Origin of the sequence: Natronospirillum sp., assembly GCF_022565775.1 — a bacterium.
Classification (GTDB): Bacteria; Pseudomonadota; Gammaproteobacteria; order Pseudomonadales; family Natronospirillaceae; genus Natronospirillum.
The window spans coordinates 22,298-46,846 of the sequence record NZ_JAIUMC010000017.1 but is presented as its reverse complement, the minus strand read 5'-3'; the positions used below and the strand labels follow the sequence as shown (position 1 = coordinate 46,846).

Here is a 24,549-nt window from a genome sequence, read left to right as displayed (position 1 = left end):
GCGTCAGCGTGGCCAAGGAAATCGAACTGGAAGACAAGTTCGAGAACATGGGCGCGCAAATGGTCAAAGAAGTTGCTTCCAAGGCCAACGACGAAGCCGGTGACGGCACCACGACGGCGACCGTTATGGCGCAGACTCTGGTTAATGAAGGGCTCAAGTCTGTTGCGGCAGGCATGAACCCGATGGACCTGAAGCGTGGTATTGATCAGGCCGCCAAGGCCATGGTTGATGAACTCGCCAAGATCTCCGTGCCCTGCACAGACGCCAAGGCCATCGCCCAGGTGGGCACCATTTCCGCCAACTCCGACAAGACCATCGGCAATCTGATCGCCGATGCGATGGACCGGGTCGGCAATGACGGCGTGATTACCGTTGAAGAAGGCACCAGCTTTGAAGACGAACTGGAAGTCGTTGAAGGCATGCAGTTCGATCGTGGTTACCTGTCACCCTACTTCGTGACCAATCAGGAAACCATGACCGCCGAGCAGGAAGAGCCCTTCATTCTGCTGGTCGACAAGAAACTGTCCGCTATCCGTGACCTGATTCCCGTGCTGGAGCAGGTAGCCAAGGCCGGTCGTCCGCTGTTCATCATTGCGGAAGACATCGAAGGCGAAGCGCTGGCCACTCTGGTGGTCAACAACATGCGCGGTACCGTCAAGGTCAGCGCTGCCAAGGCGCCCGGTTTCGGTGATCGCCGCAAGGCCATGATGCAGGATATCGCTATCCTGACTGGTGGTACTGTTATCTCCGAAGAAGTCGGTCTCGACCTGGAAAGCGCCACTCTGGAGCATCTGGGTACGGCCAAGCGAGTTGTGTCTTCCAAAGAGAACACCACTTTGGTCAACGGCGCTGGTGAACAGGCTGACATCCAGGCTCGCGTCGAGCAGATCAAGGCAGAGATTGAAAACTCTACCTCTGACTATGACAAAGAGAAACTGCAGGAGCGGATGGCCAAGCTGGCTGGCGGTGTAGCCGTGATCAAGGTTGGCGCCGCGACTGAAATGGCCATGAAAGAGAAGAAAGCGCGCGTTGACGACGCTCTGCACGCAACTCGTGCCGCCGTTGAAGAAGGTGTTGTGCCTGGTGGTGGTGTGGCTCTGGTGCGCGCACTGTCCGCTCTGGGAGCGCTGGAAGGCGAGAACGAAGAGCAGACTCTGGGTATCAAGATCCTGCTGCGGGCCATGGAGGCGCCGCTGCGCCAGATCGTGACCAACGCCGGTGGCGATGCCTCTGTCGTACTGAACGAAGTGAAGAACGGCAGTGGCAACTTCGGCTATAACGCAGCCACCGGCGAATACGGTGACATGAACGAGTTCGGTATCATCGATCCGGCCAAGGTCACGCGCAGCGCGCTGCAGGCAGCCGCTTCCGTCGCTGGCCTGATGATCACCACCGAAGCCATGATCGCCGACAAGCCGGACGACAAGGACTCCGGCGGTGCCCCTGATATGGGTGGCATGGGCGGCATGGGTGGCATGGGCGGTATGATGTAGCGTTCGACCCTGCCCAAGGCGGACAGCTGCACCGCAGTCGTCTGCCTGTCCACAAAAGCCCGCCTCGAGCGGGCTTTTTTGTCAGTATCGGATTTGTTCAGCTTTACCCCCGCGTCATTGATGCCATACCGCTGCCTCAAGTACACTTGCCTATTGGCTGTACGACTGTGTCTGAGCATAATGACCAAAACCCGTATACTTTTTGTTTTTTTTCTGCTGGCTTTTATTGTCACGCTTGTCCTGACAGTGCCCGTGCGCCTGCTGTGGCACCATGGAGGCAGTCAGTTGGGTTTGCCGGTTGAACCGCGAAACCTGTCGGGTAACCTCTGGCAGGGTAGCGGCGATATATCGCTGGCCGGTGAAGAATGGCGATTGCATTGGCAAATTGATCCCAAGACACTGGGCTCTGCACATGTCGGTTATGCGATTTCGGTCAACAGCAATGGCATGGACCTGCAGGGCCGGCTGGATTACCGCCCGGGCAGCTATCGGGTGACCGGGCTTGAAGGTTATGCTGATATGGCACGCGCCAACCCCTGGTTGAGCCAGGTGGATACCGAACTGGAGGGCCGCCTGCTGGTCGACAACCTCGACCTGCAGTGGCGTCCGGGCCATGGTCAGGTGAGTGGCGACGGGAGACTGGACTGGCAGAACGGCCATGCCGCGTTCAACTGGATCGACGGTCAGCGCCGGTCGGTCAGCCTGCCGCCCATTGAGGGGGCCATCAACACGGATGCCGAGGGGCTGACACGTGCGCTGATTCGGGATGTCGATAACGACATGCCCATACTGCTGGCTGAGCTGGACAGTAACTCGGAATTGATGTATCGCATCTATACGCACCTGCGCGATGTATTGCAGGTGGAAATGCCGGGAGGCCAGGAAGTCATCATGGAAGGACAGACCAACGTACGTGAGTGGTTGCTATGACTGGACTGGGTCGCTTGTCGGGCAGATTACTGGGGCTGCTGCTGATCGTGCTGGCGATCTGGGCGGGGTCTCTGCTGGCGCGTGGCATCTGGTTGCTTCTGGAGCCGCAGCCACAGGTCGTCGCTCGAGTGGACTGGAGTGCCAGCCCACAGCCGATGTCGGACAATGGCGTTCCGGCGCGCGAACAGGCCGAGCAGATTGCGGCCAGCTACTGGTTCGGCCGACTTGAAGACAATGCCGACGACCCCGAGCCGGAGCCCGTACAGGTAGTGGAAATGCCGGAGACCCGACTGCAATTGGTACTGCGCGGTGTTGTTGCCCGGCAGGACCCGGCTCAGGGGTCGGCTCTGATTGCTCGCGAAGGCAGAACCTCCGAATACTTCCGCGTGGGTGACACCCTGTTTGATCAGGCCGAGTTGATCGAAGTGCATGGCAACCGGGTTGTGCTGAACAGAGGGGGTGAGCTGGAAACTCTCAGTTTCGACAAGAACCTGCCTGCCGGCGCCAATGGGGAGTCGGCACCTCAGACCGCCCAGCGCCAGACACAACAATCCCAGTCTTCCGCTCGTTCCTCATCGGCACCTGACCGAAATCGCAGCAGCAACGACAGCCGAACCAGCAGCCCTGGCGGCGCCTCTGCCAGCAGAGACTCCGGCCAGCAGGCCAGCAGTGCACAGCAGCGACTCGAGGAAGACCTGCGGCAGGCCATGAACGAGTTGCAGGCCCGTGCTCAATCCGACCCGCAGGGTCTGATGCGCCAGTATGGGCTGGAGCCTACCGATGGCGGTTATCGGGTGACCTCACGCGCCGGCATTCTGATCGCCAATGGCCTGCGCCCGGGCGACCGGATTACCGAAATCAATGATCAACCGGTTGGCAATATCGATCGCGATCAGCAACTGGTGGACTCAGTGCTGGGGTCGGATCAGGTCAAGATTACGCTGGAGCGCTCTGGGTCAACCTACCGCTTCTATCAGAGTTTACCGAGTTTCTGAGGAACTTATGGACATCAAGTCAATACTTCGGCCAGTGATGGTCGCGCTCTGCCTTTGTCTGTTGTCGGGGGCGCTACTCGCAGAAACATTCCGTATCAATCATCAGGAAGCAGACCTCAAGCAGTTCATCAATCAGGTCGCCGACATCACCGGCAAGACTTTCGTGCTGGATCCGCGGGTACGGGGTCAGGTGACCGTCATTTCCGATGAAGAGCTCACTGAAGAGCAAGTCTATGAGGTGTTTCTCGCGGTCCTGCAGATGCAGGGCTTTACCGTAGCCGAGCGGGGCAACGAAGTTCATGTGATTCCAGTCAATGACGCCAAGCAGATTACCGGCCCGGTGATTGAAGGCGAGCTGCCGCTCAGCCGGGACTTTGTGACCCGGGTGATTACGCTGGACAACCTGTCGGCCATGGAACTGATCCCGATTTTGCGCCCGGTGGGGGCCAGTTATGGCCACATGTCGGGCATCCCGTCAGCCAACGCCATTCTGATGGTGGATCACGCGGAGAATATCGCCCGCATCGAACAGATTCTCAACCGGTTGGATGTCGCTACTGAATCCGACATCCGCATGCTGCCGCTCGAAAGCGCTTGGGTGGGCGATGTGCTGGAACTGCTGCAGGCCCTGATACCGAATGAACTGGCCAGTCGCAGCGGCGGCGAAGACGCCATCCAGGGCAGCTTGCGCCTGGTGGCGGATGAGCGCTCCAATCGGTTGATCGCCCGCGGCAGTCCGGAAGTGCTGGATTTTGTCGAAGAGCTGGTGCGTGAACTGGATGTCGAGTCACAGGCCGCTCGCGGCAATACGGAAGTCATCTTTCTGGACAATGGCGATGCCATGCGCATGGCAGAATTGCTGCGCGGTCTCGGCAGTGAATCCTCCAACGGTGCCAACGGGGAAGGCCAGCGCCGCACCGAGTTGTCCATTCTTGCGGATGAAGAGCTCAACGCTCTGATTGTGCGCGCCGAGCCGGACGACATGTCCGAAATCAAGCGCATCATCGACCAGCTTGATATTCCGCGTGCCCAGGTGCTGATAGAAGCCGCTATTGTCGAAGTCAGTGGCAGCCTGAGTGAACAGTTTGGTATTCAGGCTGGGTTGTTGCATCAGGGCGATGGTACCGCCCCGGCGCTGCTGGGCGCCAATGTGCGCGAAAGCACCGCGCAGTCGATATTGAGTGGCGGCCTGCCCATCAGTCAAATTGGTGAGGGCGGGCTTTTCGCTGGAGTGGGTGGCACCGAGGGCGATGTTTCTTTCGCGGCCATCATTCAGGCCCTGGAGACTCAATCCAATACCAACCTTCTGTCGACGCCCTATGTCATGACCATGGATAATTCCGAGGCCCGACTTGTCGTCGGGGAGACGGTGCCGTTCCGGCGCGCCGACCCCTCGGATGACAACCCGTTCACCATTACCCGGGAAGACGTGGCGACGGAAATCACCGTGCGCCCCAATATCCAGCAAAATGACGTCATCCGCCTCGCCATCAATCAGAAAACCGAAGAGTTGATTGGTGCTGCCAGCCTGGAATCAAGAACCTCAAAGCGTGAAATTGATACCAATGTTCTGGTCGGCAATGGTGAAACCATCATACTGGGCGGCATGGTCAAGGACCGCGTTATCGACACCGAACGCAAGGTACCCTTGCTGGGTGATCTGCCGATCATCGGTGGACTTTTTCGCAGCACCTCGTCAGAGCATGAAAAGGTAAACCTGCTGGTGGTTATCCGGCCCAGTATCGCCCGTGAGCGCACCACTGATCAGGCCCGGGAGCGCTATTTGGGTATCTGGGATCTGCGCTTTGGTCCGGAAGGCCCGGAAATGGATGCGGTCATCTCTCCACCGAGCTTTGATGAGCTGTATCGTGGCATCCAGACCATCGAAGACGAATGAGCAGCCCTATGCACTGGAACACGGCGGATGCGCTGATTTTCGATATGGATGGCACCCTGGCCGACTCCATGCCGGCCCATTTCGAGGCATGGCAGGTAGCGGCTAGAGAATTCGGGTTCAGCTTCACGGCGGAGCGATTCCAGCAACTGGGGGGCGTTCCGACGCGCCAGACGCTGGAGATACTGTGTCGCGAGCAGCAACTGGATCTGCCTATCGAGACCATTGCCGGGGTCAAGGAGCAGGCCATTCTGGGCAAACTGGATCATGTACTGCCCCTGCAACCCATTCTGGACATAGCGCGCTGGTGGCATCATCAGGGTCGCCCGATGGCAGTAGCGACCGGTGCATCCAGAACCAATGCCGAGATAACCCTGCGCACCATTGGTGCGGACCGCTGGTTTTCGGTGGTGATGACGGCGGAGGATGTCAGTGCTCACAAACCGGCGCCGGATGTGTTTCTCAAGGCTGCCCTGGCAATCGGCGCAGAGCCGGCACAATGTGCCGCCTTTGAAGACACGGACATAGGCCTGCAGGCCATTCGGGCTGCGGGTATGCAGGCCTGGGATGTGCGGCAGCCAATTCCTGTGCCACCTGATAATACCGCGCTTTCAGACTGAAGTATGACGGCCATCGACTTGTCTCTCGTCGATGATGCGGTTATCTTTACCCGCCTTTGACCGGCCAGAAAAACAAAAGAGATCAGGTTGGCCGGCCGATCCGCAGCAGACAGGAATCATATTCAGGAGTCAATCATTATGCGCGTCATACTCTTGGGAGCCCCGGGTGCGGGGAAGGGAACTCAGGCGCAGGCCATCTGCGAACATTTCTCGATCCCCCAGATCTCCACCGGAGACATGCTGCGTGCCGCAGTAGCGGCAGAGAGCGAACTGGGCCTGAAGGTCAAGGAAATCATGGCGTCAGGCGCTCTGGTATCCGACGACATCATCATTGCGCTGGTCAAGGAGCGTATTGCACAGAAGGATTGCGCCAACGGGTTTCTGCTCGACGGTTTTCCGCGCACCATCCCGCAGGCAGACGCACTCCGCGAGAGCGGCGTGACGATAGACAATGTGGTCGACATTGATGTGGCTGATGAGGAAATCGTGCAGCGGTTGAGTGGACGACGCATTCACGAGGGCTCGGGCCGCGTCTATCATGTGGATTTCAATCCGCCCCGGGAGCCGGGCAAGGATGACGCAACCGGTGAGCCGCTGATCCAGCGCACCGACGATCAGGAAGACACCGTGCGCAAGCGTCTGCAGGTCTATCATGATCAGACTGCACCGCTGGTCGAGTACTACCGGAGCTGGGCGGCCAAAGATGCTGCTGCGGCACCCAGCTATCACCACATCGTCGGCAAGGGCACTGTTGATGACATCGCTCGCCAGATACTGTCTGCGCTAGAGGGTTAATACGGTTCAATGACGCGCCTGCTGGCTCTGGACACCACCACCGAAGCCTGTTCTGCCGCCCTGTGGGCGTCAGGGGAGCTTGTCGCCGAGGAGCGCGTCATCGAGCCGCGCGGCCACACGCAGCGCCTGTTGCCCATGGTCGAGTCACTGCTGGCGCAGGCAGGCTGGGCTCTGACTCAGCTTGACGGCATTGCATGTACCCGAGGCCCGGGCAGCTTTACCGGTGTCCGGGTCGGCGTCAGCGTCGCACAGGGGCTGGCGTATGCCGCCGAACTGCCTGTACTGTCGCTCTCCACGCTGGATGTTCTGGCCTGGCAGGGGCGACAGTTGTTGCCTGGCCCGGGGCGTTGGCAAGTGGCCATGGATGCCCGCATGGGTGAACTATATACCGCCGGCTATCGGGTCACAGACGCCGGGCTGGAACGGGTCACCGAAGAGGCGCTGCTGGCACCTGATGCGCTGACGGTATGGTCTGAAAACGATTGTGGACGGATCGGCGCTGGCTGGGCCCTGGCACCGCTGAATCATTGGGGCAGCAGTGTTTCTGATGATCTTCCGGCGGCGCGCCATGTGGCGTCATGGGCGAACCGGCTCTTGCAACAGAATCCAGGTGCCTGGGTGACTCCGATCGAGCTGCAGCCGGTTTATCTGCGTGATCGGGTTACCTGAACCAGGACGCCGCTGCAGAGCCGTTATGGCGCAGCGGAGAAAATTGATTTATATTATTCACTGAGCAGCCGATACAGGTTGCACAGACGTTGCCGCCAGAAAGTGGCAGCGGAAGAAGCGGTGCCCGGTGGCGTCCGCAAGAACAGGTAGGGTCTGGACGTGTCAAACGGTCTGATCAACTCGCTCATCAATCCCGGCATGAAGATGCGTGGCAATGTGTCTGCGCCGGTGCAGCCTGTGCCTCCGGTTCAGGAAGCCTCGAACCGTGTGCGTGAACCAGAGCAGACACCAGAACTGCCGCGTCCGGTCAATCGCAGTGGCCCGGTGGAAATGCAGGCCATGTCGCAGTATGAAGCCTTTTCCGCTCAATCGCTGGCAGGCGCCGGCTCCGGGTTCAATGCAATTGTCTGACCCCGCCAAAGCGGTGCCGTGTTTACCTTTCAAGCTTTATCCATGCTGAGCATACACCCCGAAGCGCACGCCTATGCTGAAGTCCACACGCTTGCGTTACCTGATCTTCCGGTGCGCAGCCAGCCCTGGGCAGAGGACAGTCTGCAACTGGTGCGCGACGAAGGTCTGGCCGTCAGGCTGCTGAGCCAGCCCAAAATGAAGCCTCTGAGAATCGATTTCGTCTCCGGAAAGCTGGATCACCGACGCCGTTTCGGTGGCGGACGACAGCAGGATCTCGCCAGGGCCTGTGGTCTTCATGAAACAACCAACCTGACCATTCTTGATGCCACGGCCGGTCTGGGACGTGATGCCTTTGTGCTGGCGTCTCTGGGGGCTTCTGTCTTGCTGGTCGAGCGCCACCCCGTTCTGCAGGCACTGCTGCAGGATGGCTTGCAGCGTGCTGCAGAGGCTGCGGGCGAGGACGACGCAATAAGTCAGATTTTGCAACGCATGCAGATTAGACAGGTCGATGCCCTGACCCTGCAGCCGGAGCCTGCACCCGATGTCATCTATCTGGACCCGATGTTTCCACCGCGAGAAAAAAGTGCCTCGGTCAAGGCAGACATGCAGATCATGCATGCATTGATGGCAGAACAGCAGAGTGGTCCTGATCAGGCAGCAGGATTGCTCGACTGGGCACTGAATCAGGCCCGCCACAGAGTGGTCGTGAAACGCCCCAGAACAGCGCCACCGCTGGCCGGGCAGTCGCCATCCCATCGCCTGACCGGCAAAAGCAACCGCTTTGACGTCTATACGCTCAAACGCCTGCCAGTTTGAATGCCTTCAGCAGGTCCGGCAGGGGCTGAGGCCGGGCGTGCAGGAAGCCCTGTACCTGATCGCACCCCATGCACTCGAGCCAGGCTTGCTGTTCCGACGTTTCAACCCCTTCGGCGACGACTTGCAGGTTCAGGTTGTGACCCAACTGCAGAATGGCTTCCACAATGGCTTCATAATCCGCTTCGGTGCCCAGGCCGCGAACAAACGACTTGTCAATTTTCAGCGCAGCCAGTGGCAACTGCGCCAGGCTGGCCAGGTTGGAGTAGCCCGTTCCGAAGTCATCGAGTGAAAAGCTGACGCCGTGCTGGTTCAGTTCCCGCATGAACCGTTCGCAGTCGGCATAGTCCTGCACGATGAAGGTTTCCGTGATCTCGAGATCCAGTCGCTCTCCGGGCAGGTTGTAGCGCGCCAGGGCCTGCAGAATGAATTCGTTCAGTTTGTTGGCCATGATCTGGCGCGGAGAAAGATTGATCGACAGAGTGATCTCTGGCGGCAGTGACGACTGATGGTCCCGAAAATCGCGCAAGGCACGGTTCAGCACCCAGTGCCCCAGTGCGACAATCTGCCCGGACTCTTCCGCGATCGGAATGAACTCGTCCGGAGCGACTTGGCCATAGCGCTTGCTTTTCCAGCGCAGCAGGGCTTCTATGCCGGTGATCCGCCCGGTTTTCACTTCTATTTTGGGCTGGTAAGCCAGTGACAGCTCATCCGTATCAATGGCCTGGCGCAGTGCTGATTCCAGTTGCGTTCGCCGGTTGAAATCCTCGGCCAGGTGTTCGGCATAGACCTGATAAGTGCCGCGCCCTCTGGATTTGGCCCGATACAGTGCCAGGTCAGCGCACTGGTACATGGCCTCATAGTGCCGGGCATGGTCCGGGTAAATCGCGATACCCACGCTGATACCCATGAAGATGTCATGGGACAGAGCCGACATGGGCGAAGACAGTTTGTGGATGACCCGTGCCGCGACATGGCCGGCATCATCTCCCGGGGGCAGATTCGGCAGCACCGCGATAAACTCGTCACCGCCCGTGCGTGCCAGTGTGTCCTCCGGCTTCAGGGCACTGCCGATGCGCTGACTGACAATGCGCAGCACTTCGTCACCCACCTGATGACCCAGTGAGTCGTTGATGTCCTTGAAGTGATCCAGGTCGATGTGCAGTATGGCCAGGCGCTGTCCCGTCTGCTGGTGTTCTGCCAGCAGTTGCTCCAGTTTCTGTTTGAAATAGAACCGGTTGGGGATATGCGTCAGGGCGTCATAATAGGCCAGATGCTGCAGCTTCTCTTCAGTGGCCTTCTTTTCGGTAATGTCCAGAAGGTTGCCAATGATCAGTTCGGCCTCGTCGCCATCCCGTGACTGGCTGCGTTCTGCCGTGTGCAACACGGTCAGCTCACCCTGCCGGGTGAGCAGGCTGTGTTCCAGTGTCATCTGCTGGCTATCACCCTGAATCAACCTGTCCATTTGCTCGCGCACACTCTGGCTGTCTTTTTCGGTAATCAGTTTCTCCCACTGCGCCATCGGCATTTGTCCGGGCTGTCGCAGCAGCTTCTGCAGGTAGGGTGACAAGGTGCAATACTGGTTGCCGGGGCGGTAGCTCCAACTGCCCATGCGGCCCAGACGTTGCGCCTCATCCAGCATGAATGCGGTGGTGCGAAGTCTCCTTTGAGCTTCACTGGACTGTTGTCGGGTGCGCACCAGCAGCAACGTAATCACGATCGAGACGGCCAGAAGTGCGGCCATGACCAGAGCCACACTTATGCGCACATGCACCGGCAGCACCACAGGCACCGTTGGTGCAACCTGCAACGTCCACTGACCATTGGGGATGCTGGTGGTATGCTCAGCCCAGGCCTCCACAGATGAGTCGGTGCTGCTCCAGATAAGTTCCGGGCCGTCGGGTGACTGCTCGGACTCGGCATAAATCGCGACATCGAAGCGGTTTGCCAGTTCGGTGATCCCGCTGGCTTCAAGAATGCCATCCAGGGGCAGCACGGCAGCAATCACGCCCCAGGCTTCATCGTCTGCCGGGAAGACGCCCTGATGGATGATGAACCCGGAGCCTCCCTGAACCAGTTCAATGGGGCCGATCAGCACTGGCTCGCCCGTTGCCATGGCGACCTGAATCATCGGCCACTGGGTGGGTACGTCGGGATAATAAAGACCCAGGGCGGGCTCGTTCCCGACCACCGGATAAATCAGGTTGATCGTCATGTCCCGGGCGGCTGCGACATTGGTATAGAGGCCAGGGTACGTCAGCATCCTGTCCAGAAACACTGAATAAGCGGTTTGCTCTATGTCAGGCTCTGATTCGAGGTAGGCTGCGAGAGCTCGGGCTTCAACGAGTCTGGCTTCCAGCACGCCATCCAATCGCTGCCCCAGGTCAATCAGTTCATTGTCCGCCTGTTGCTTGAGAGCCTGCTCGAAACGAATGGTCAACTGATGGCCCGAATAGGCATACACCAGCAGCCCGCCCAGTACCATCAAGGGTAGCACCAGCTTAAGGTGCCGGGTGCGCACCAGTCCCCAGATCAGAAAGAGTGCCGTACCCACCAGCAGGGCAAGGGCCAGGTCGGCCAGGCTGGCAGCAAGGTACTCGAAATCAGCCATCGTTCTGGGTCGCCTGAATTGCGGTCAAGGCAATGGTGTATACGATATCTTCGACCAGGGCACCGCGGGACAGATCATTGACCGGCTTTCTCAACCCCTGCAGCATCGGGCCGATCGACACCACATTGGCACTGCGCTGCACGGCCTTGTAGGTGGTGTTGCCGGTATTGAGATCGGGAAAAATGAATACGGTGGCGCGACCGGCTACCGGGCTGTCGGGTGCCTTGCTTTTGGCCACACTGGCGATCGCGGCCGCATCATACTGCAGTGGGCCGTCGAGCAGCAGGTCTGGCCGTTTGCGCCGGGCAATTTCCGTGGCCTCACGCACCTTGTCCACGTCCGCGCCAGTGCCGCTGCTGCCGGTTGAATAGCTGATCATGGCAATGCGCGGTTCAATGCCAAAGGCGATGGCCGAATCGCCGGACTGGATGGCGATGTCGGCCAGTTCCTCCGCGTTGGGGACAGGATTGACGGCACAATCGCCGTAGACATACACCTGATCGGGCAAAAGCATGAAGAACACGGAAGATACCAGGGCTGCGTCGGGGCGCGTCTTGATCAGCTGCAGGGCCGGCCGGATTGTATTGGCAGTCGTATGCACAGCTCCGGAAACCAGGCCATCCACTTCATCCAGAGCCAGCATGATGGTGGCCAGCACCACAGAATCCTCGAGCTGGGCTTCGGCCATCGGCTCACTCAGGCCCTTGTGCTTGCGCAACTCCACCATGGGTGCAATGTAGCGCTGACGAACGTCATCAGGGTCAATGATTTCGATACCCTCCGGCAGCGTAAGCCCCTGACTTTCGGCCACGCGTTGTACCGTTTCGGGGTGCCCGATCAACACGCAGTCCGCGATACCGCGGGTCTGACACTGCACCGCAGCCTGCACCGTGCGCGGCTCGTCGCCTTCGGGCAGAACAATCCGTTTGCGCGCCTGCCGTGCCCGCTCAATCAGGTAGTGGCGAAAAGCCGGCGGTGACAGGCGCCGCTCGCCCTTGATACTGGCGAGGCGGGCCAGTTGCTCGGCTTCCAGCGCGGAGGCCACCGCATCCATGACCCGTTCCATGCGCGGCAGGTCATCTACTGGAACTTCATTGTTCATGCTGTTCAGCCACTGGGCCGTCGAGTAGGTGTTGTAAGAGGTCAGCAGTACCGGCAGGCCAGTGGCTATGGCGGTTCGGCACAGGTCGAGTACTTCCTTGTGCGGTCGCAGGTCGCCGGTCAGCAGCAGGCCAGCGAGGGGCACATGATTCAGTGCGGCCATGCAGGCGGCGAGCAGTATGTCTTCCCGGTCGCCCGGTGTTACCACCAGGGTGCCGGGGCGCAGGGTATACAGCATATTGGGCATGGTGCGGGCGCACAGCGTGATGCTCTGCACCCGGCGCTCTTGCAGGTCACCCGCACTGAGCACCTCAGCTCCAATGTGGTCTGCCACGTCACTGGTGCGTGGTGCAACCAGAGCGGGCTCCCAGCGAATGGCGCCGAGTAACAGGAAATCATCATCGAAGACAGTGAGTTTTTCCCGGATGCGTTCAACGGAAATGTCGCGCGGGCCTTCTTCGTCAGGGCCGTCCGAAGCACGGACAGACTGGTACTCCCTGGGCGGTGCGCCGACCTTGTTCAGGATACAGCCCAGCACCTGCGGGCTGCGGGTGCCACCAAACAGACTGGCTGTCATGCGCAGACGCTCGTTCAATTCATCGGAACGGATCTCGTTTTTGGCGGATACCAGGATCACCGGCGCACCCAGTGCCTTGGCCATCTCGATATTGAGCCGTGACAGATAGTTTTCATTGGCTGTCGGGACGAGACCCTCGACAATGACCAGGTCGGCGTCGCTGGCCGACTGCTGATACACCTGAATCACTTCTTCCATCAGCTGGTCTTTCTGACCCAGCGTCAACTGATGCTGGGCATACTGCAGGTCCAGCGGCTGCGCCGGCTGCATGCCCAGTATCTGCTCTGCCAGCAGCGTCGAGCGCTCCGGTCCATCATCGCCTTCGTGAATCTGCGCGATTGGCTTGCAGAATGCGACGCGCACACCCAGGCGCTCCATGGCGCGGATCAGGCCCAGCGTCACCGAGGTCAGGCCGGTGCCTGCTCCCGTCGGGGCCAGGAAAAACGCATTCTGCATTCTGCTGCTCCTGTTCGAAACTACGTGACTGTCGGGTCCGGATACTGACAGGTTAGCGTGCGTTGGCTACCAGTGCCTGTGTGTCCTGTGCAATCATCCATTCTTCCCGCGTTGGAATGACCAATACTGCAGGTTCCTGCGTGGTACTGATGATGCCCTGCTGATAGCGGCCATGATTGAGATTTGCCGTCACATCCAGGTTGAGTCCCAGCCACCCCAAATGATAGACAGTGCGCTCGCGCACCCCGGCTGCATTCTCGCCTATGCCCCCGGTAAAGACCAGTGCATCCAGGCCCCCGGTGGCGACAAGCAGGCTGCTGATGCCCCTGGCCAGTCTGTAACAGAACACCTCGATGGCCAACTCGGCGCGCGCATGACCGTCTTCTGCTGCCGCCAGCAGTGTGCGCATGTCATTCGATAGACCGCTGATGCCCAGCAAACCGCTTTCGCGATTCAGCAAACCGGTAATCTCCGCCAGATTCATGCCAGTACGTTCGTGCAGAAACAGATGGATACTGGGGTCGACATCACCGCTGCGAGTGCCCATGACCAGGCCTTCCAGCGGTGTCATGCCCATGGTGGTATCCAGGCTTTGCCCATTTTTTACGGCACAGGCCGAGCACCCGTTGCCCAAGTGTGCCGTAATCACCCTGTGATGGTCCGGTTCGAGCTGCAATAGCCGTACTGCTTCGCTGCTGACATAGCGATGTGACGTGCCATGAAACCCGTATCGGCGGATGCCGTGGTCCTCATAAAGGTGATAGGGCAGAGCGTAGGTGTAGGCGGCAGCCGGAATAGTCTGGTGAAAAGCGGTGTCGAAGACGGCAACCTGAGGCAAATCTGGCAAGAGTCTGGACAGCGCGCGAATACCCTCAAGATTGGCCGGATTATGCAGTGGCGCGAGGTGGCTAATGTCGTCAATCCGCTGCACTATGTCTTCGGTGACCCGAACCGAGGCACTGAATGACTCGGCACCATGTACAACTCGATGGCCGGCTGCCAGCCAATGCTCCGGAGAAAATCCGCGCTCAGAGAGCGCTGCAACCAGAGCCTCCAGAGCAACCTGATGATCCGCGCCAGGCAATTCCCGGCTGGTTTTGCCGTCTGCTGAGCGCACGGTCAACCGGGCGTCTGGCTGCCCCAGGTTTTCTGCCAGACCAGACACCGGCTCAGTCTGGTCTGCACTGTTGAAAATGGAAAACTTGAGCGACGAACTGCCGCTGTTGAGCACCAGAATCATTGAAGCGGTCATCAGGATGTCATGCCTTGTATCGGATCATTGCGTTCAACACTCTAGTCAATTATACAGAAAATAACAGGGGCCAGTTTGGCCCGGAACCGGTTTGAGGTCGGGTAGATGAAGAAACGCGAAGTGCTGTTGCGATTACTGTCCGGTCTGGTACTCCTGCTGCTGACCAGCAGTGTGTATGCCAATGAAGAACGAGAAATGGTGCCCTGGTTCGGCAAGCTCGAATCCGGCGGCCACCTCTGGATTGAGACCCCCGAGGGCACAGAGCTCGAATGGCAGGGCAGCTTACTGGACGTCTATCAGCCGCGCACTCTGATCGGCTTCAGTCGTGATGAAGCCGGCGAGTTTGAACTGGTGCGCCGACTGCCAGATGGTGAAGAGGAGTCCTGGACCATTGATGTCGCGTCTCGAACCTATCGCGAACAGCGGGTTGAAGGAGTGCCCTCGGCTACAGTTTCACCTTCTGAGGAGCAACTGGCGCGCATTGCCCGTGAAGCGGAGCTAACCCTGGCTGCTCGGGACTCACTGACGCCGGGCAACACAGGGGTCACCATGCCTTTTGCCTGGCCACTGCACGGGCGTATTACCGCCGTCTATGGCAGTCGCCGTTGGTACAATGGCGAGCCGGGCACACCTCACTGGGGGATCGATATTGCCAGTCCGACCGGCACACCGGTGCGCGCTCCGGCCGACGGTCTGATTACTTTGTCTGAAGATCTTTTCCTGTCGGGAGAAACCCTGTTCATCGATCATGGGCAGCGCCTGACCTCGGCACTGCTCCACTTGTCTGAGCGTCACGTGGAAGCGGGGGACTGGGTGCGCCAGGGGGATGTGCTGGGTCTGGTCGGGGCCACTGGCAGGGCCACTGGGCCGCATCTGGACTGGCGGCTTGATCTGGCTGGTCAGCGCATCGATGCAGCGCTTTGGGTACCTCCCATGGATGATGTATGCACCATTCGTGGCGACGGGGATGAGGTGGTTATCCTGCTGCATGGTCTGGGGCGTACATCGCTGTCGATGGAAGACATGGCGCTGGCACTGCGCAATGAGGGGTTCAGTACCTGCAACCAGGGCTACCCGTCCCGTGATGAAACCATTCAGAACCTGTCGTCCTATGTTGCCAGTGCAGTTCAGCACGCCCGAGAGGAAGGAAAAACCACCATACACTTTGTGACGCACAGCATGGGTGGCATCATCCTGCGCTATTATCTGGGGCATAGCAGCCACGCGGAAGAGGGTCGAGTTGTGATGCTTGCCCCCCCCAACCAGGGGAGCGAAATAGTGGATGCGCTGGATGATATCCCCGGTTTCGAAGAATTCATGGGGCCTGCCGTGCTGCAGCTCAGCACTGACCCGGACAGTGTGCCCAATCAATTGCCACCCATCGAGTTGCCGGTAGGTGTGATTGCCGGCGATCGCAGCAGTGACCCCTGGTTCGATGGTATTTTCGAACAGGAATCTGATGGCAAGGTCACTGTGGAATCAACACGCATGACCACCATGACGGATCATCGGGTGATGCCTGTCGGCCATACCTTCATGATGCACAGTCGTGATGTACATGCGGAGGTGATTCACTTCCTGCAAAACGGTGCGTTCAAATAGGCGCCTGGACTTCAGGAGGTCAGTCGGTTCATAGCATGTCACCGCGAGCGGCTCGATACAGCAGTTCGTCGCGCCATTGCTCGGCCAGTTCGACGGTCAGCCAGGGCAGCGTCAGACGCCCACCAGCGGCTCTTACCTCCAGCGAGGCTCGCCCAAGTCGGCGCTGCCAGAGGGGTTGCTTCAACGTGACCGACTGAACACGGGCAGCCGGAAGCCAGCGTGTGGTGCGTCCTACCACCCCCTGGCGAACACCCAGCCATTCAGGCGTGCGACACAGGCGCAAACGACGCCAGGCCAGCAGTGACCAAGCCGAACCCAGCACCATCAGGCCAGCCGGGACGAGCAGCGCGACCGCAGACGCCCCCACAATGAACAGAACTACCAACAGCAGGCTGCTCAGCACCAGCCAACTGATCAGGCCGGGAAACAATACACCCACATGAGTCGTCTGCCACGGTGGAGCTTCTGGCAGCTCGAACTCCTTGCACATAGCGTCTGCACGCTTTGCGTCCAGCACCGGGACAACGAAGCTTTCCTTGTCCTGCCCGGTTGCGATATCTCCGGCCTTGTTGATCAGCATGGATTGCCGCTGCAGCAGCCGCCCGACCCAGCTCAGGCGCAAGGTGACCATCTGCACACGCGACAGGCGCACACTGCGGGTCAGCACTGTGGTCAGGCCGGCACGATAGCGAAAATGTTCGCCATGGCGTTCCAGCCGGTAGCCGTAGTAGCGCATCAGACCCAGCACGACCGAGACCAGTACCAGGGCCAGCAGCACAGCCAGCAATAATGCCAGAATCGCCGTGATCCGCTGACCGCCACTTAGCGCATCGCTGGCAATCCAGTCGGGCGCCAGCCATGACAGCACGGTTTCCAGACGGCGGATCAGTACTTCGGAAAAGGGGGCCAGCACCGGCAGAATGACCAGCAGCGTGTTGTGCATCAGGCCATAGCGCACCACTTCACTGGCTGGCAATGTCATTACATAGTCCGCTTCAGCAGTGCTGTCCTTTGCCAGGTCGGGCCGGTCTGCAGTGGCCTGATCCCGCTGGGTAAGTGCCCGCTCACGCAGGGCTTCGGCCGCGTCCAGTCTGATTCCGGAAATATGCACCGTCTGGCCGCTGGCGCCGGCGCTGTCCAGAGACAGCATGGCCAGACCGAAAGGGCGATAGTACCAGGGCACCTGAACATCGGCCTGTTGCACGCGCTTGAAGTCCAGGGTCAGGGCCCGTCGCCGCAACACGCCCTGGCGCAGCAGTATCCGGTCGGGTTCGACAGCATAGCGAAAAGTCAGATACCAGAGCAGAGCACCGCCTGACAGCGCAGCCACTGCCAGAACCAGGCCATAGTTCAGAGCCAGTTCGCGCAAAGACTCGTTGATGATGACCACCACCAGCAGCGGCGTCAGGCTGATCGCTTCACTTATCAGTCGGCGCATGCCGCGCAGGGCAAAGAAAAGGATGGCCACCGGCGACACACGCTGCCACTGGGTCTCCCCGGCAGCTGCGGGTTCGCTCATGGTGAGTCCTCGTCAACACGGCTCATGGTTCGGGTCTGATTCAGGTGCTCCAGTACATAGAGCCGCAACTGATCGGCATGAGCGCGCTGCAACCCCGGTATGGCCAGATCCTGTCCACTGCCGCCGGCGGTGTATACCAGCAGCCTCGCCAGTCCGAGCAGACGCTCAAGAGGCCCTTGTGTGACTTCGAGGTGCTGAATGCGACTGAAGGTGACGGAGGTCGTGCTTTGCCAGAGAGCGCCTGTGCGCAGATGAAGATCATGCTGGCGCAGGCAATAGCCGGTCAGCCGATAGCGTCGGGGCGCCCAGATCAGCGCCAGCAATACGACCAGCAGCATCGGGGGCACCAAAGCAAGAAGAGTCAGGAGAGGCAAAGTCAAAGACCAGGGGCCCTGAAAGAGTATCCACCACAAGGGCACTGAAAAGAGCAACATCGGCAGTAGAGACAATCGCAGTTGCGTGACATAGGCGGGCGCCACCCGCGTATAGTCGGTCTCTGACAAGGGCGGGAAACGGTCGCTCGGCAGCACCGGGTTCTCGTGCACGGTCATGGGCGTTTCGGCCATTCAGTCAGTATCTGTGAATTGTCCCGCGATGGTCGCTGGGTGCGTGATGGCCAGGGTCGACCCTGAGTATGGCTGACGTAGCGCACACCCGTGTGCAGGGCCACCTTGGCCATCATGTGCGAGCTCACGGGTGCGGTGATGAACAGAAACATGGAAATCAGAAACTCGTGCAGGCTAAGGGTCTGCAGCGAAAAGCTGAAATAGATCACTGACGCGATCAGTGTGCAACCGACGCCCAGCGTGGTGCCGGCCGTGGGCAGGTGCACCCGCATGTAGAAATCCGGCATGCGGGCCAGGCCCAGCGCGCCGATCACGGCAAAACCGGCTCCTGTCAGTATGAAGGCCGAGACAATCAGCTCTACCAGAAAGGGCAGCTCACTGTTCATGGTCGTCAGTCCTCCGACTGTTATTCAATGATATTGCCGCGCAACAGGTATTTGCACACGGCGACCGTGCCGACAAACCCCATCATGGCAATCAGCATGGCGGCTTCAAAAAACAGGGTCGACCCGAGGAAAATACCCAGCAGAATGATCATGGCGATGGCATTCACATACAGCGAGTCCAGGGTGAGAATGCGGTCTGCGAGATCCGGGCCGCGCACCATGCGATACAGGTTCAGCAGCACGGAGACAGTAAACATCAGCATGGCGATGATGACGGCAATGCGCAGCATCAGAATATCTCCTTCAACGGTGCTTCATAGCGCGCCTTGATCTGTGCAATGGCGGCCTCGACGTCCGGCACATGCAGGCCATGCACCAGCAGCCGCTCCTGGCGGGAAGACAGGTCCGCACTGACCGTGCCTGGCGTCAGCGTGATGGTATTGGCCAGTACCGTGATGGCCACCGGGTTGGTCAGTTCCAGATGAATGACAAAAAAGGCCGGCTTCAGTTCCTGGGGTGATTTGAGCAGCAGGCGCACTGCCTGCAGATTCGCGGTAATGATGTCCCAAATGACGATGATGGCAAACCGCACCAGCCCGGTCCAGGAGCGGACATGCACCGGATGGCGCCAGAAACGACGTGTCATGCGGGGCAGCGCCCAGGCCAGAAAGGCCCCCAGCAGCACATTGGCGGGGGTCAGGTTGCCGTCCAGCACCAGCCAGGCGGCCAGAATCACCAGACTGATCAGCGGGTGCGGAAGCAGGCGCAGCCAGAGCGGATCGCGTGCGGGCGCTGCCGGTGGTGTCGAGTCTGTCATCAGAGTCCTCCCCCGGTGGTAATCAGGGATGTGGTTTCGCTGCTCAGTACTGCCTGAATGTACAGCCAGGGTGCATTCTGCTGCAGCGCCACGGATTCGGTAAACAGAATCACCGGCTCGGCAAATATAGCCAGAGCCGGACTGAGCAGCAGTGTAAAGGCGGTGACCCCCAGTTTGATCGGGTCTGCCTTGCGACGACCCGGTGGCTGGCGGTTGGTGCGCCAGAACAGGGTACTGCCGGCCCGCACAAGTGCAATCAGGGCAATCAGCCCGGCCAGCAGCAACAAAGTCCACAGCAGCGGCGCAAGCGGGTGCGTCACCGTGCCCCGGAAAATCAGCACCTTGCTCAGAAAACCGGACAGCGGCGGCAGGCCGATAATGGCCGTCGCACCGATGAAGTAGAGTACACCCAGAGTATTGGGCTGCACCAGCGGCTGTGCCTGCGTCAGGTAGTCTCGAGTGGTACCGCGCTGCGCGCCGATCAGGTCTGCCAGCAGATAGAGGCCGGCCACCACGAAGGTGGAATGAATCAGGTAATACAGTGCCCCGCTGAGCACATTGGGATCATTGATCGCCAGTGTGGTCAGCACGGTGCCCACGGAAATGACCACCAGGTAGGACACCGCGCGTTTCAGCGTGCGTGCTGCCACCAGCCCGATGATGGCCAGCGCCAGGGTGCCGATGGACAGAATCCACAGCCAGATCTGCATACTGCCCGCCAGCACTCCGGCATGATCGCCAAACAGCAACCCATGCACGCGCAGAATGGCATATAGCCCTACCTTGGTCATGATCGCAAACAGCGCTGCCACAGACGGACTGGCCGCACTGTAGGCCGCCGGCAGCCAGAAATACATGGGTAGCATGGCCGCCTTCAGACCGAACGCCATCAGCATGATCAGACCGGCTGTGCGCACGATGGGTGCATCTGCCGGGTCGATCTCGATAATGCGCAGCGCCAGGTCGGCCAGATTCAGCGTGCCGAGCATGCCGTACAGAGTGCCGATGCCGATCAGGAAGATGGCGGAACCGGCTACATTGAGGATGACATAGTGAAAGCTGGCGCGGGTGCGTTCAGGCCCGGCGCCATGCATCAGCAGCGCATAGGAGGCGATCAGCAGCACCTCGAAGAACACGAACATGTTGAACAGGTCGCCAGTCATGAAGGCGCCCTGAACCCCAAGCAGCAAGAAATGAAACAGTGCATGATAGTTGCGCCCGAAGCGGTCGTCGCCACGGATGCCATAGAGCAGCGCAATCAGTCCCAGCAGGGCCGTCATGGTGACCAGCAGCGCACTCAGCCGGTCGATGACCAGTACAATGCCGAACGGTGCCGGCCAGTTGCCCATCGCATAGGCCATGATGGCGCCACTCTGTGCCTGCATCAGCAGCACAATAGCGACCGGAACGCCCAGTACCGCTGATATGACGCTGACCCAGCGCTGCGCATTCAGGTCGGCCCGTGCCATGAAGATCAGAATGGCGCCAGTGAACAGTGGCAGCAGCACCGGGAACAGCGACCAATGCTGCATCATGGGCGCGGCTCCTGTGTGTCGTCCCCGGGCTCCGCAGGCTTTTCTTCGCTGGCAGACTGCTGGCGCTCCTGCTCCCGGCCGCGCTCCTCAAAGCCGTCTACATGGTCATTGCCCAGTTCACCCCGGGCGCGCAGAGCGAGCACGGTGACGAAGGCCGTCATGGCAAAGCCGATCACGATGGCGGTCAGCACCAGTGCCTGCGGCAGCGGATCCGTGTAGGACTCGCCGGTGCCGATGATGGCCGGCTGCCCGGTACGCAATCGGCCCATGGCTAGCAGGAACAGGTTCACCGCATAGGAAATCAGCGCCACTCCCATGACCACCGGAAATGTCCGCGCGCGCAACAGCAGGTAGATGCCGGTGCCGGTCAGGATGGCAATCAATACGGAAAACAGCAGTTCCATCAGCGATTCTCCTCTGCAGACGTGTCGAGAGAGCGCAGTTTGCCCAGGTTGGCGAGAATCAGCAGCGTTGCCCCGACCACTGCCAGGAACACTCCGATATCAAACAGCATGGCCGTGGCCAGTTCGACTTCACCCAGCAATGGAATGGTGAAGTAGTCGAAGGCCGAGGTCAGGAAGGGGGCACCGAAAAACCAGCTGCCCAGCCCGGTCAGCCCGGCCAGCAATACACCGGCGCCGACCAGCGGGTGATAGTCCCATTGCATCCGGTTGTTGGACCAGCGCAGGCCGTTGGCCAGGTACTGCAGAATCAGCGCTATGGCGACAATCAGCCCGGCAATGAAGCCGCCGCCCGGCATGTTGTGGCCGCGCAGGAAGATATACACCGCCACCATCAGCGCCAAGGGCAGTACCGGCATGTTCAGTATCAGCAACAGCAGTGGATACTTGTCGCTGGCCCATTTGATATTGGGGTCCTTCTTCGGGTCGAACAGGCGCATGCCGTCCAGCAGGCCGAAGATGCCGATGGCGGCAATGGCCATCACGGTGATTTCACCGAAGGTATCGAAGCCACGGAAGTCGACCAGTATCACATTGACCACATTGGTGCCGCCACCGCCGGACACGCTGTTCTGGATGAAATAGTCACTGATGGTTTCCTGCGGCCGGGTCAGCACCGCATAGGCCAGCACACCCACTCCGGTACCGGCTGAAGTGGCCACAATGCCGTCGCGCACCAGGTGGCCATAGGTCGAATCATTGGGGCTTTTGGGCGGCAGCAGAAACAGGATCAGCATCAGCAGCACAATGGTAACGATTTCCACCGACAACTGCGTCAGCGCCAGATCCGGCGCCGAGAAGCGGGCAAACACCAGGGCCATGCCCAGGCCGACCACACTGAGAAACATCAGCGCCGCAATGCGTTCATGGTGCCAGATGGCTGAATACACAGCCGTCACCATCATGATCAGCGCAATGGCCACACTGGGCGGGTCGATCGGTGACAGAGGGACGTCGCCGCGAATGCTCTCCAGGCCCCACAGGCCCGTGGCTGCTACCACTACGGTCCCCAGTATCAGTAGGCTGAGATAATGCTGCAGCGACCCGTTTTCCAGCAGGCCGGTGAACTGGCGTGCCCGCACAATGACCACGTCGTGCACAAAGTCCTCGAAGGCATCCATCGCATTGATCGCTGGCAGGCGCTCCCACAGGCCCAGCAGGCGGTGGAAGTTCAGATAGGCCATTGTGCCCAGCACCATGGCCAAAATGCTCATCAGCAACGGCAGGTTCCAGCCATGCCAGATGGCGAGGCTGTAGTAGGGTATCGGGCCGGCCAGTGTGGTCTCGGCGGCAGCGGCCAGCAGCGGGCCGATGATCAGCCCGGGCGCGATACCGACCAGCAGGCACAGACCCACCAGAATCAGAATGGGCGCACGCATGAAAAACGGCGCCTCGTGCGGAGGCTTGGGCAGTTCCGTCGGCTCTGGGCCATAGAACACACTGTGAATAAAGCGGATGGAGTAGGCCACCGAGAAGACCTTGGCCAGCACGGCCACCACCGGAATCACCCAGCTCCAGCCCCCGAGCACCTGCTGCGCCACCGCTTCGCCGAGGAACATCTCGGTACTCAGGAAGCCGTTCAGCAGGGGCACACCGGCCATGGCACCGGCGGCAATCAGCCCCAGCATGGCCGTCATCGGCATGTACTTGCCCAGGCCGGACAGCACCCGCATGTCGCGCGTGCCGGTTTCGTGGTCGACAATGCCCACGGCCATGAACAGCGACGCCTTGAAGGTCGCATGGTTCATGATGTGGAACAGTGCAGCCACTACTGCCAGCCGGGTATCGAGCCCGAACAGCAGGGTCACCAGGCCCAGGTGGCTGATGGTGGAATAGGCCAGCAGGCCCTTCAGATCGTGCTTGAACAGCGCAGTGACGGCGCCCAATGTCATGGTGATCAGCCCGACCATGGACACCAGAATGAACCAGAGTTCGGTACCCGACAGGGCGGGGTAGAGGCGAGCCAGCAGAAAGACGCCCGCCTTCACCATGGTGGCGGAATGCAGGTAGCTCGATACCGGGGTTGGCGCCGACATGGCATGTGGCAGCCAGAAGTGGAACGGAAACTGCGCCGACTTGGTGAAGATGCCGAGCAGAATCAGCACCAGAATCACCGGGTACCAGGCATGCTCGCGAATCAGATCGCCCGAGGCCAGCACCACATCCAGATCGAACGAGCCCACCACATGGCCCAGAATCAGCACCCCAGCCAGCATGGCGAGCCCGCCGGCGCCGGTCACCGTCAGCGCCATACGCGCGCCGCGCCGCGCATCCGAACGGCCGTTCCAGTAGCTGATCAGCAAGAAGGAACTGAGGCTGGTCAGCTCCCAGAAGAGCACCAGCAACAACAGGTTGCTGGCGGTCACCACACCCAGCATGGCACCCATGAAGAGCAGCAGCAGGCCGAAGAACTTGCCCATCGGATCGGTTTCGGCGAGATAGTAGCGGCCGTAAAGAATGACCAGCAAACCAATGGCGAGAATCAACAGGCAGAAGAGAAACGACAGGCCATCAAGGCGGAAAGCCAGTTCCAGACCCAGCTCCGGAATCCAGTTCCAGCGCACCACCTGGACTTCGCCGGCGAATACCCGACTCGCCTGTGACAGCAGCAACAGCAGGCCGGCAAAGGGAGGGATGGCCGTGGCCCAGGCGCAGGCGCTGCGCCCATAGCGGTGAAAGATCACCGGCAGCAGGACTCCGATGAACGGCAGCAGTATGATGAGCGAAAGGAGCATGGCAGCAACGAGTCCCGTCGTCGAAATCATTTCCCGACCAGCATATCCCTGGCCAGGCTGACTGGCGGGCAGTATATCGACTTTTCAGAACCGATACCCGCCTCTGCAGGAAAAAAAGTATTGCTTATATATAAGAAGCAAGATCATGCCGCAAATCTGAAACCTCCAGCCTGCGCACCCTTGCAGGCGCCGGCCTTGGCCGCGCTTGGTAACGTAGCAGCGCACCCCGTTGCCCGATGGGGCCGCAGGCCCCCAATAAAGGCGGCTGGTGCCGCCGGTCGCTCCTGCGCATCCATGCGCCCGCGACATTA

At 59.9% G+C, this 24,549-nt stretch carries 21 protein-coding genes; 10 read left to right on the top strand and 11 right to left on the bottom strand.

Annotated elements, in window-relative coordinates; genetic code table 11:
• The 9 genes from groL to LAT62_RS05825 all read left to right on the top strand — a co-directional run.
• The coding region (groL, locus tag LAT62_RS05865; protein ID WP_293380393.1) for a chaperonin GroEL at window positions 1-1,493 on the top strand (1,493 nt) is incomplete at its 5' end.
• A gap of 180 nt (window positions 1,494-1,673) precedes the next feature.
• Window positions 1,674-2,423, top strand: coding sequence for a hypothetical protein (locus tag LAT62_RS05860; RefSeq protein WP_293380390.1), 750 nt, complete (start codon window positions 1,674-1,676; stop codon window positions 2,421-2,423).
• Window positions 2,420-3,418, top strand: a complete 999-nt coding sequence (locus LAT62_RS05855) for a type II secretion system protein N (protein ID WP_293380387.1) — start codon at window positions 2,420-2,422, stop codon at window positions 3,416-3,418. The genes LAT62_RS05860 and LAT62_RS05855 overlap by 4 nt, the downstream gene beginning before the upstream one ends.
• Before the next feature lie 7 nt (window positions 3,419-3,425).
• The gene (gene gspD / locus LAT62_RS05850) at window positions 3,426-5,315 is read left to right on the top strand and encodes a type II secretion system secretin GspD (RefSeq protein ID WP_293380384.1); all 1,890 of its coding nucleotides are present in this window, start codon (window positions 3,426-3,428) and stop codon (window positions 5,313-5,315) included.
• Window positions 5,316-5,323: 8 nt separating this feature from the next.
• Entirely contained in the window at window positions 5,324-5,932 is a 609-nt protein-coding gene (locus LAT62_RS05845) for an HAD-IA family hydrolase (protein ID WP_293380381.1), read from the top strand.
• A 138-nt stretch (window positions 5,933-6,070) separates the two neighbouring features.
• Window positions 6,071-6,727 (top strand): adenylate kinase, encoded by a 657-nt coding sequence (gene adk, locus LAT62_RS05840; protein ID WP_293380378.1) that lies wholly within the window; start codon window positions 6,071-6,073, stop codon window positions 6,725-6,727.
• 9 nt (window positions 6,728-6,736) lie between these two features.
• Window positions 6,737-7,396 (top strand): tRNA (adenosine(37)-N6)-threonylcarbamoyltransferase complex dimerization subunit type 1 TsaB, encoded by a 660-nt coding sequence (gene tsaB / locus LAT62_RS05835; protein ID WP_293380375.1) that lies wholly within the window; start codon window positions 6,737-6,739, stop codon window positions 7,394-7,396.
• Window positions 7,397-7,555: 159 nt separating this feature from the next.
• Window positions 7,556-7,807 (top strand): hypothetical protein, encoded by a 252-nt coding sequence (locus LAT62_RS05830; protein ID WP_293380372.1) that lies wholly within the window; start codon window positions 7,556-7,558, stop codon window positions 7,805-7,807.
• A 42-nt stretch (window positions 7,808-7,849) separates the two neighbouring features.
• Entirely contained in the window at window positions 7,850-8,623 is a 774-nt protein-coding gene (locus LAT62_RS05825; protein ID WP_293380369.1) for a class I SAM-dependent methyltransferase, read from the top strand.
• Here the strand turns inward: LAT62_RS05825 and LAT62_RS05820 are convergent.
• From LAT62_RS05820 to LAT62_RS05810, 3 genes are read right to left on the bottom strand one after another with little or no spacing between them, the layout of a single operon-like run.
• Window positions 8,604-11,231, bottom strand: a complete 2,628-nt coding sequence (locus LAT62_RS05820; RefSeq protein WP_293380366.1) for an EAL domain-containing protein — start codon at window positions 11,229-11,231, stop codon at window positions 8,604-8,606. The genes LAT62_RS05825 and LAT62_RS05820 overlap by 20 nt on opposite strands.
• Window positions 11,224-13,365 carry a phosphate acetyltransferase gene (gene pta / locus LAT62_RS05815; protein WP_293380363.1) on the bottom strand — a complete coding sequence of 714 codons (2,142 nt, stop codon included), beginning with the start codon at window positions 13,363-13,365 and terminating at the stop codon, window positions 11,224-11,226. The genes LAT62_RS05820 and pta overlap by 8 nt, the downstream gene beginning before the upstream one ends.
• Window positions 13,366-13,417: 52 nt before the next feature.
• Entirely contained in the window at window positions 13,418-14,617 is a 1,200-nt protein-coding gene (locus tag LAT62_RS05810) for an acetate/propionate family kinase (RefSeq protein ID WP_293380360.1), read from the bottom strand.
• 105 nt (window positions 14,618-14,722) lie between these two features.
• Here LAT62_RS05810 and LAT62_RS05805 point away from each other — a divergent pair, with 105 nt between their 5' ends.
• Window positions 14,723-16,219 (top strand): peptidoglycan DD-metalloendopeptidase family protein, encoded by a 1,497-nt coding sequence (locus LAT62_RS05805; RefSeq protein WP_293380357.1) that lies wholly within the window; start codon window positions 14,723-14,725, stop codon window positions 16,217-16,219.
• 28 nt (window positions 16,220-16,247) lie between these two features.
• On the opposite strand, the gene LAT62_RS05800 is transcribed toward LAT62_RS05805, so the two are convergent.
• Genes LAT62_RS05800 through LAT62_RS05765 form a run of 8 tightly spaced genes read right to left on the bottom strand, consistent with a single transcriptional unit; the run spans window position 16,248 to window position 24,238 of the window.
• Entirely contained in the window at window positions 16,248-17,738 is a 1,491-nt protein-coding gene (locus LAT62_RS05800) for a PH domain-containing protein (RefSeq protein WP_293380354.1), read from the bottom strand.
• Window positions 17,735-18,304: a PH domain-containing protein gene (locus tag LAT62_RS05795; protein WP_293380351.1), complete on the bottom strand. Its 570-nt coding sequence runs from the start codon at window positions 18,302-18,304 to the stop codon at window positions 17,735-17,737. The genes LAT62_RS05800 and LAT62_RS05795 overlap by 4 nt, the downstream gene beginning before the upstream one ends.
• Window positions 18,286-18,690, bottom strand: a complete 405-nt coding sequence (locus tag LAT62_RS05790; protein WP_293380348.1) for a Na+/H+ antiporter subunit G — start codon at window positions 18,688-18,690, stop codon at window positions 18,286-18,288. The genes LAT62_RS05795 and LAT62_RS05790 overlap by 19 nt, the downstream gene beginning before the upstream one ends.
• 20 nt (window positions 18,691-18,710) lie before the next feature.
• Window positions 18,711-18,980 (bottom strand): K+/H+ antiporter subunit F, encoded by a 270-nt coding sequence (locus LAT62_RS05785; protein ID WP_293380345.1) that lies wholly within the window; start codon window positions 18,978-18,980, stop codon window positions 18,711-18,713.
• On the bottom strand, window positions 18,980-19,507 hold the full coding sequence (locus LAT62_RS05780) for a Na+/H+ antiporter subunit E (RefSeq protein WP_293380342.1): 528 nt from the start codon (window positions 19,505-19,507) through the stop codon (window positions 18,980-18,982). Before LAT62_RS05780 ends, LAT62_RS05785 begins: the two co-directional genes overlap by 1 nt.
• Window positions 19,507-21,042 carry a monovalent cation/H+ antiporter subunit D gene (locus LAT62_RS05775; protein ID WP_293380339.1) on the bottom strand — a complete coding sequence of 512 codons (1,536 nt, stop codon included), beginning with the start codon at window positions 21,040-21,042 and terminating at the stop codon, window positions 19,507-19,509. The genes LAT62_RS05780 and LAT62_RS05775 overlap by 1 nt, the downstream gene beginning before the upstream one ends.
• Window positions 21,039-21,446, bottom strand: coding sequence for a Na+/H+ antiporter subunit C (locus LAT62_RS05770; RefSeq protein WP_293380336.1), 408 nt, complete (start codon window positions 21,444-21,446; stop codon window positions 21,039-21,041). The genes LAT62_RS05775 and LAT62_RS05770 overlap by 4 nt, the downstream gene beginning before the upstream one ends.
• A complete protein-coding gene (locus tag LAT62_RS05765; protein WP_293380333.1) occupies window positions 21,446-24,238 on the bottom strand; it encodes a monovalent cation/H+ antiporter subunit A in 2,793 nt (930 codons plus the stop codon). The genes LAT62_RS05770 and LAT62_RS05765 overlap by 1 nt, the downstream gene beginning before the upstream one ends.
• Between the last annotated feature and the right edge of the window lie 311 nt (window positions 24,239-24,549).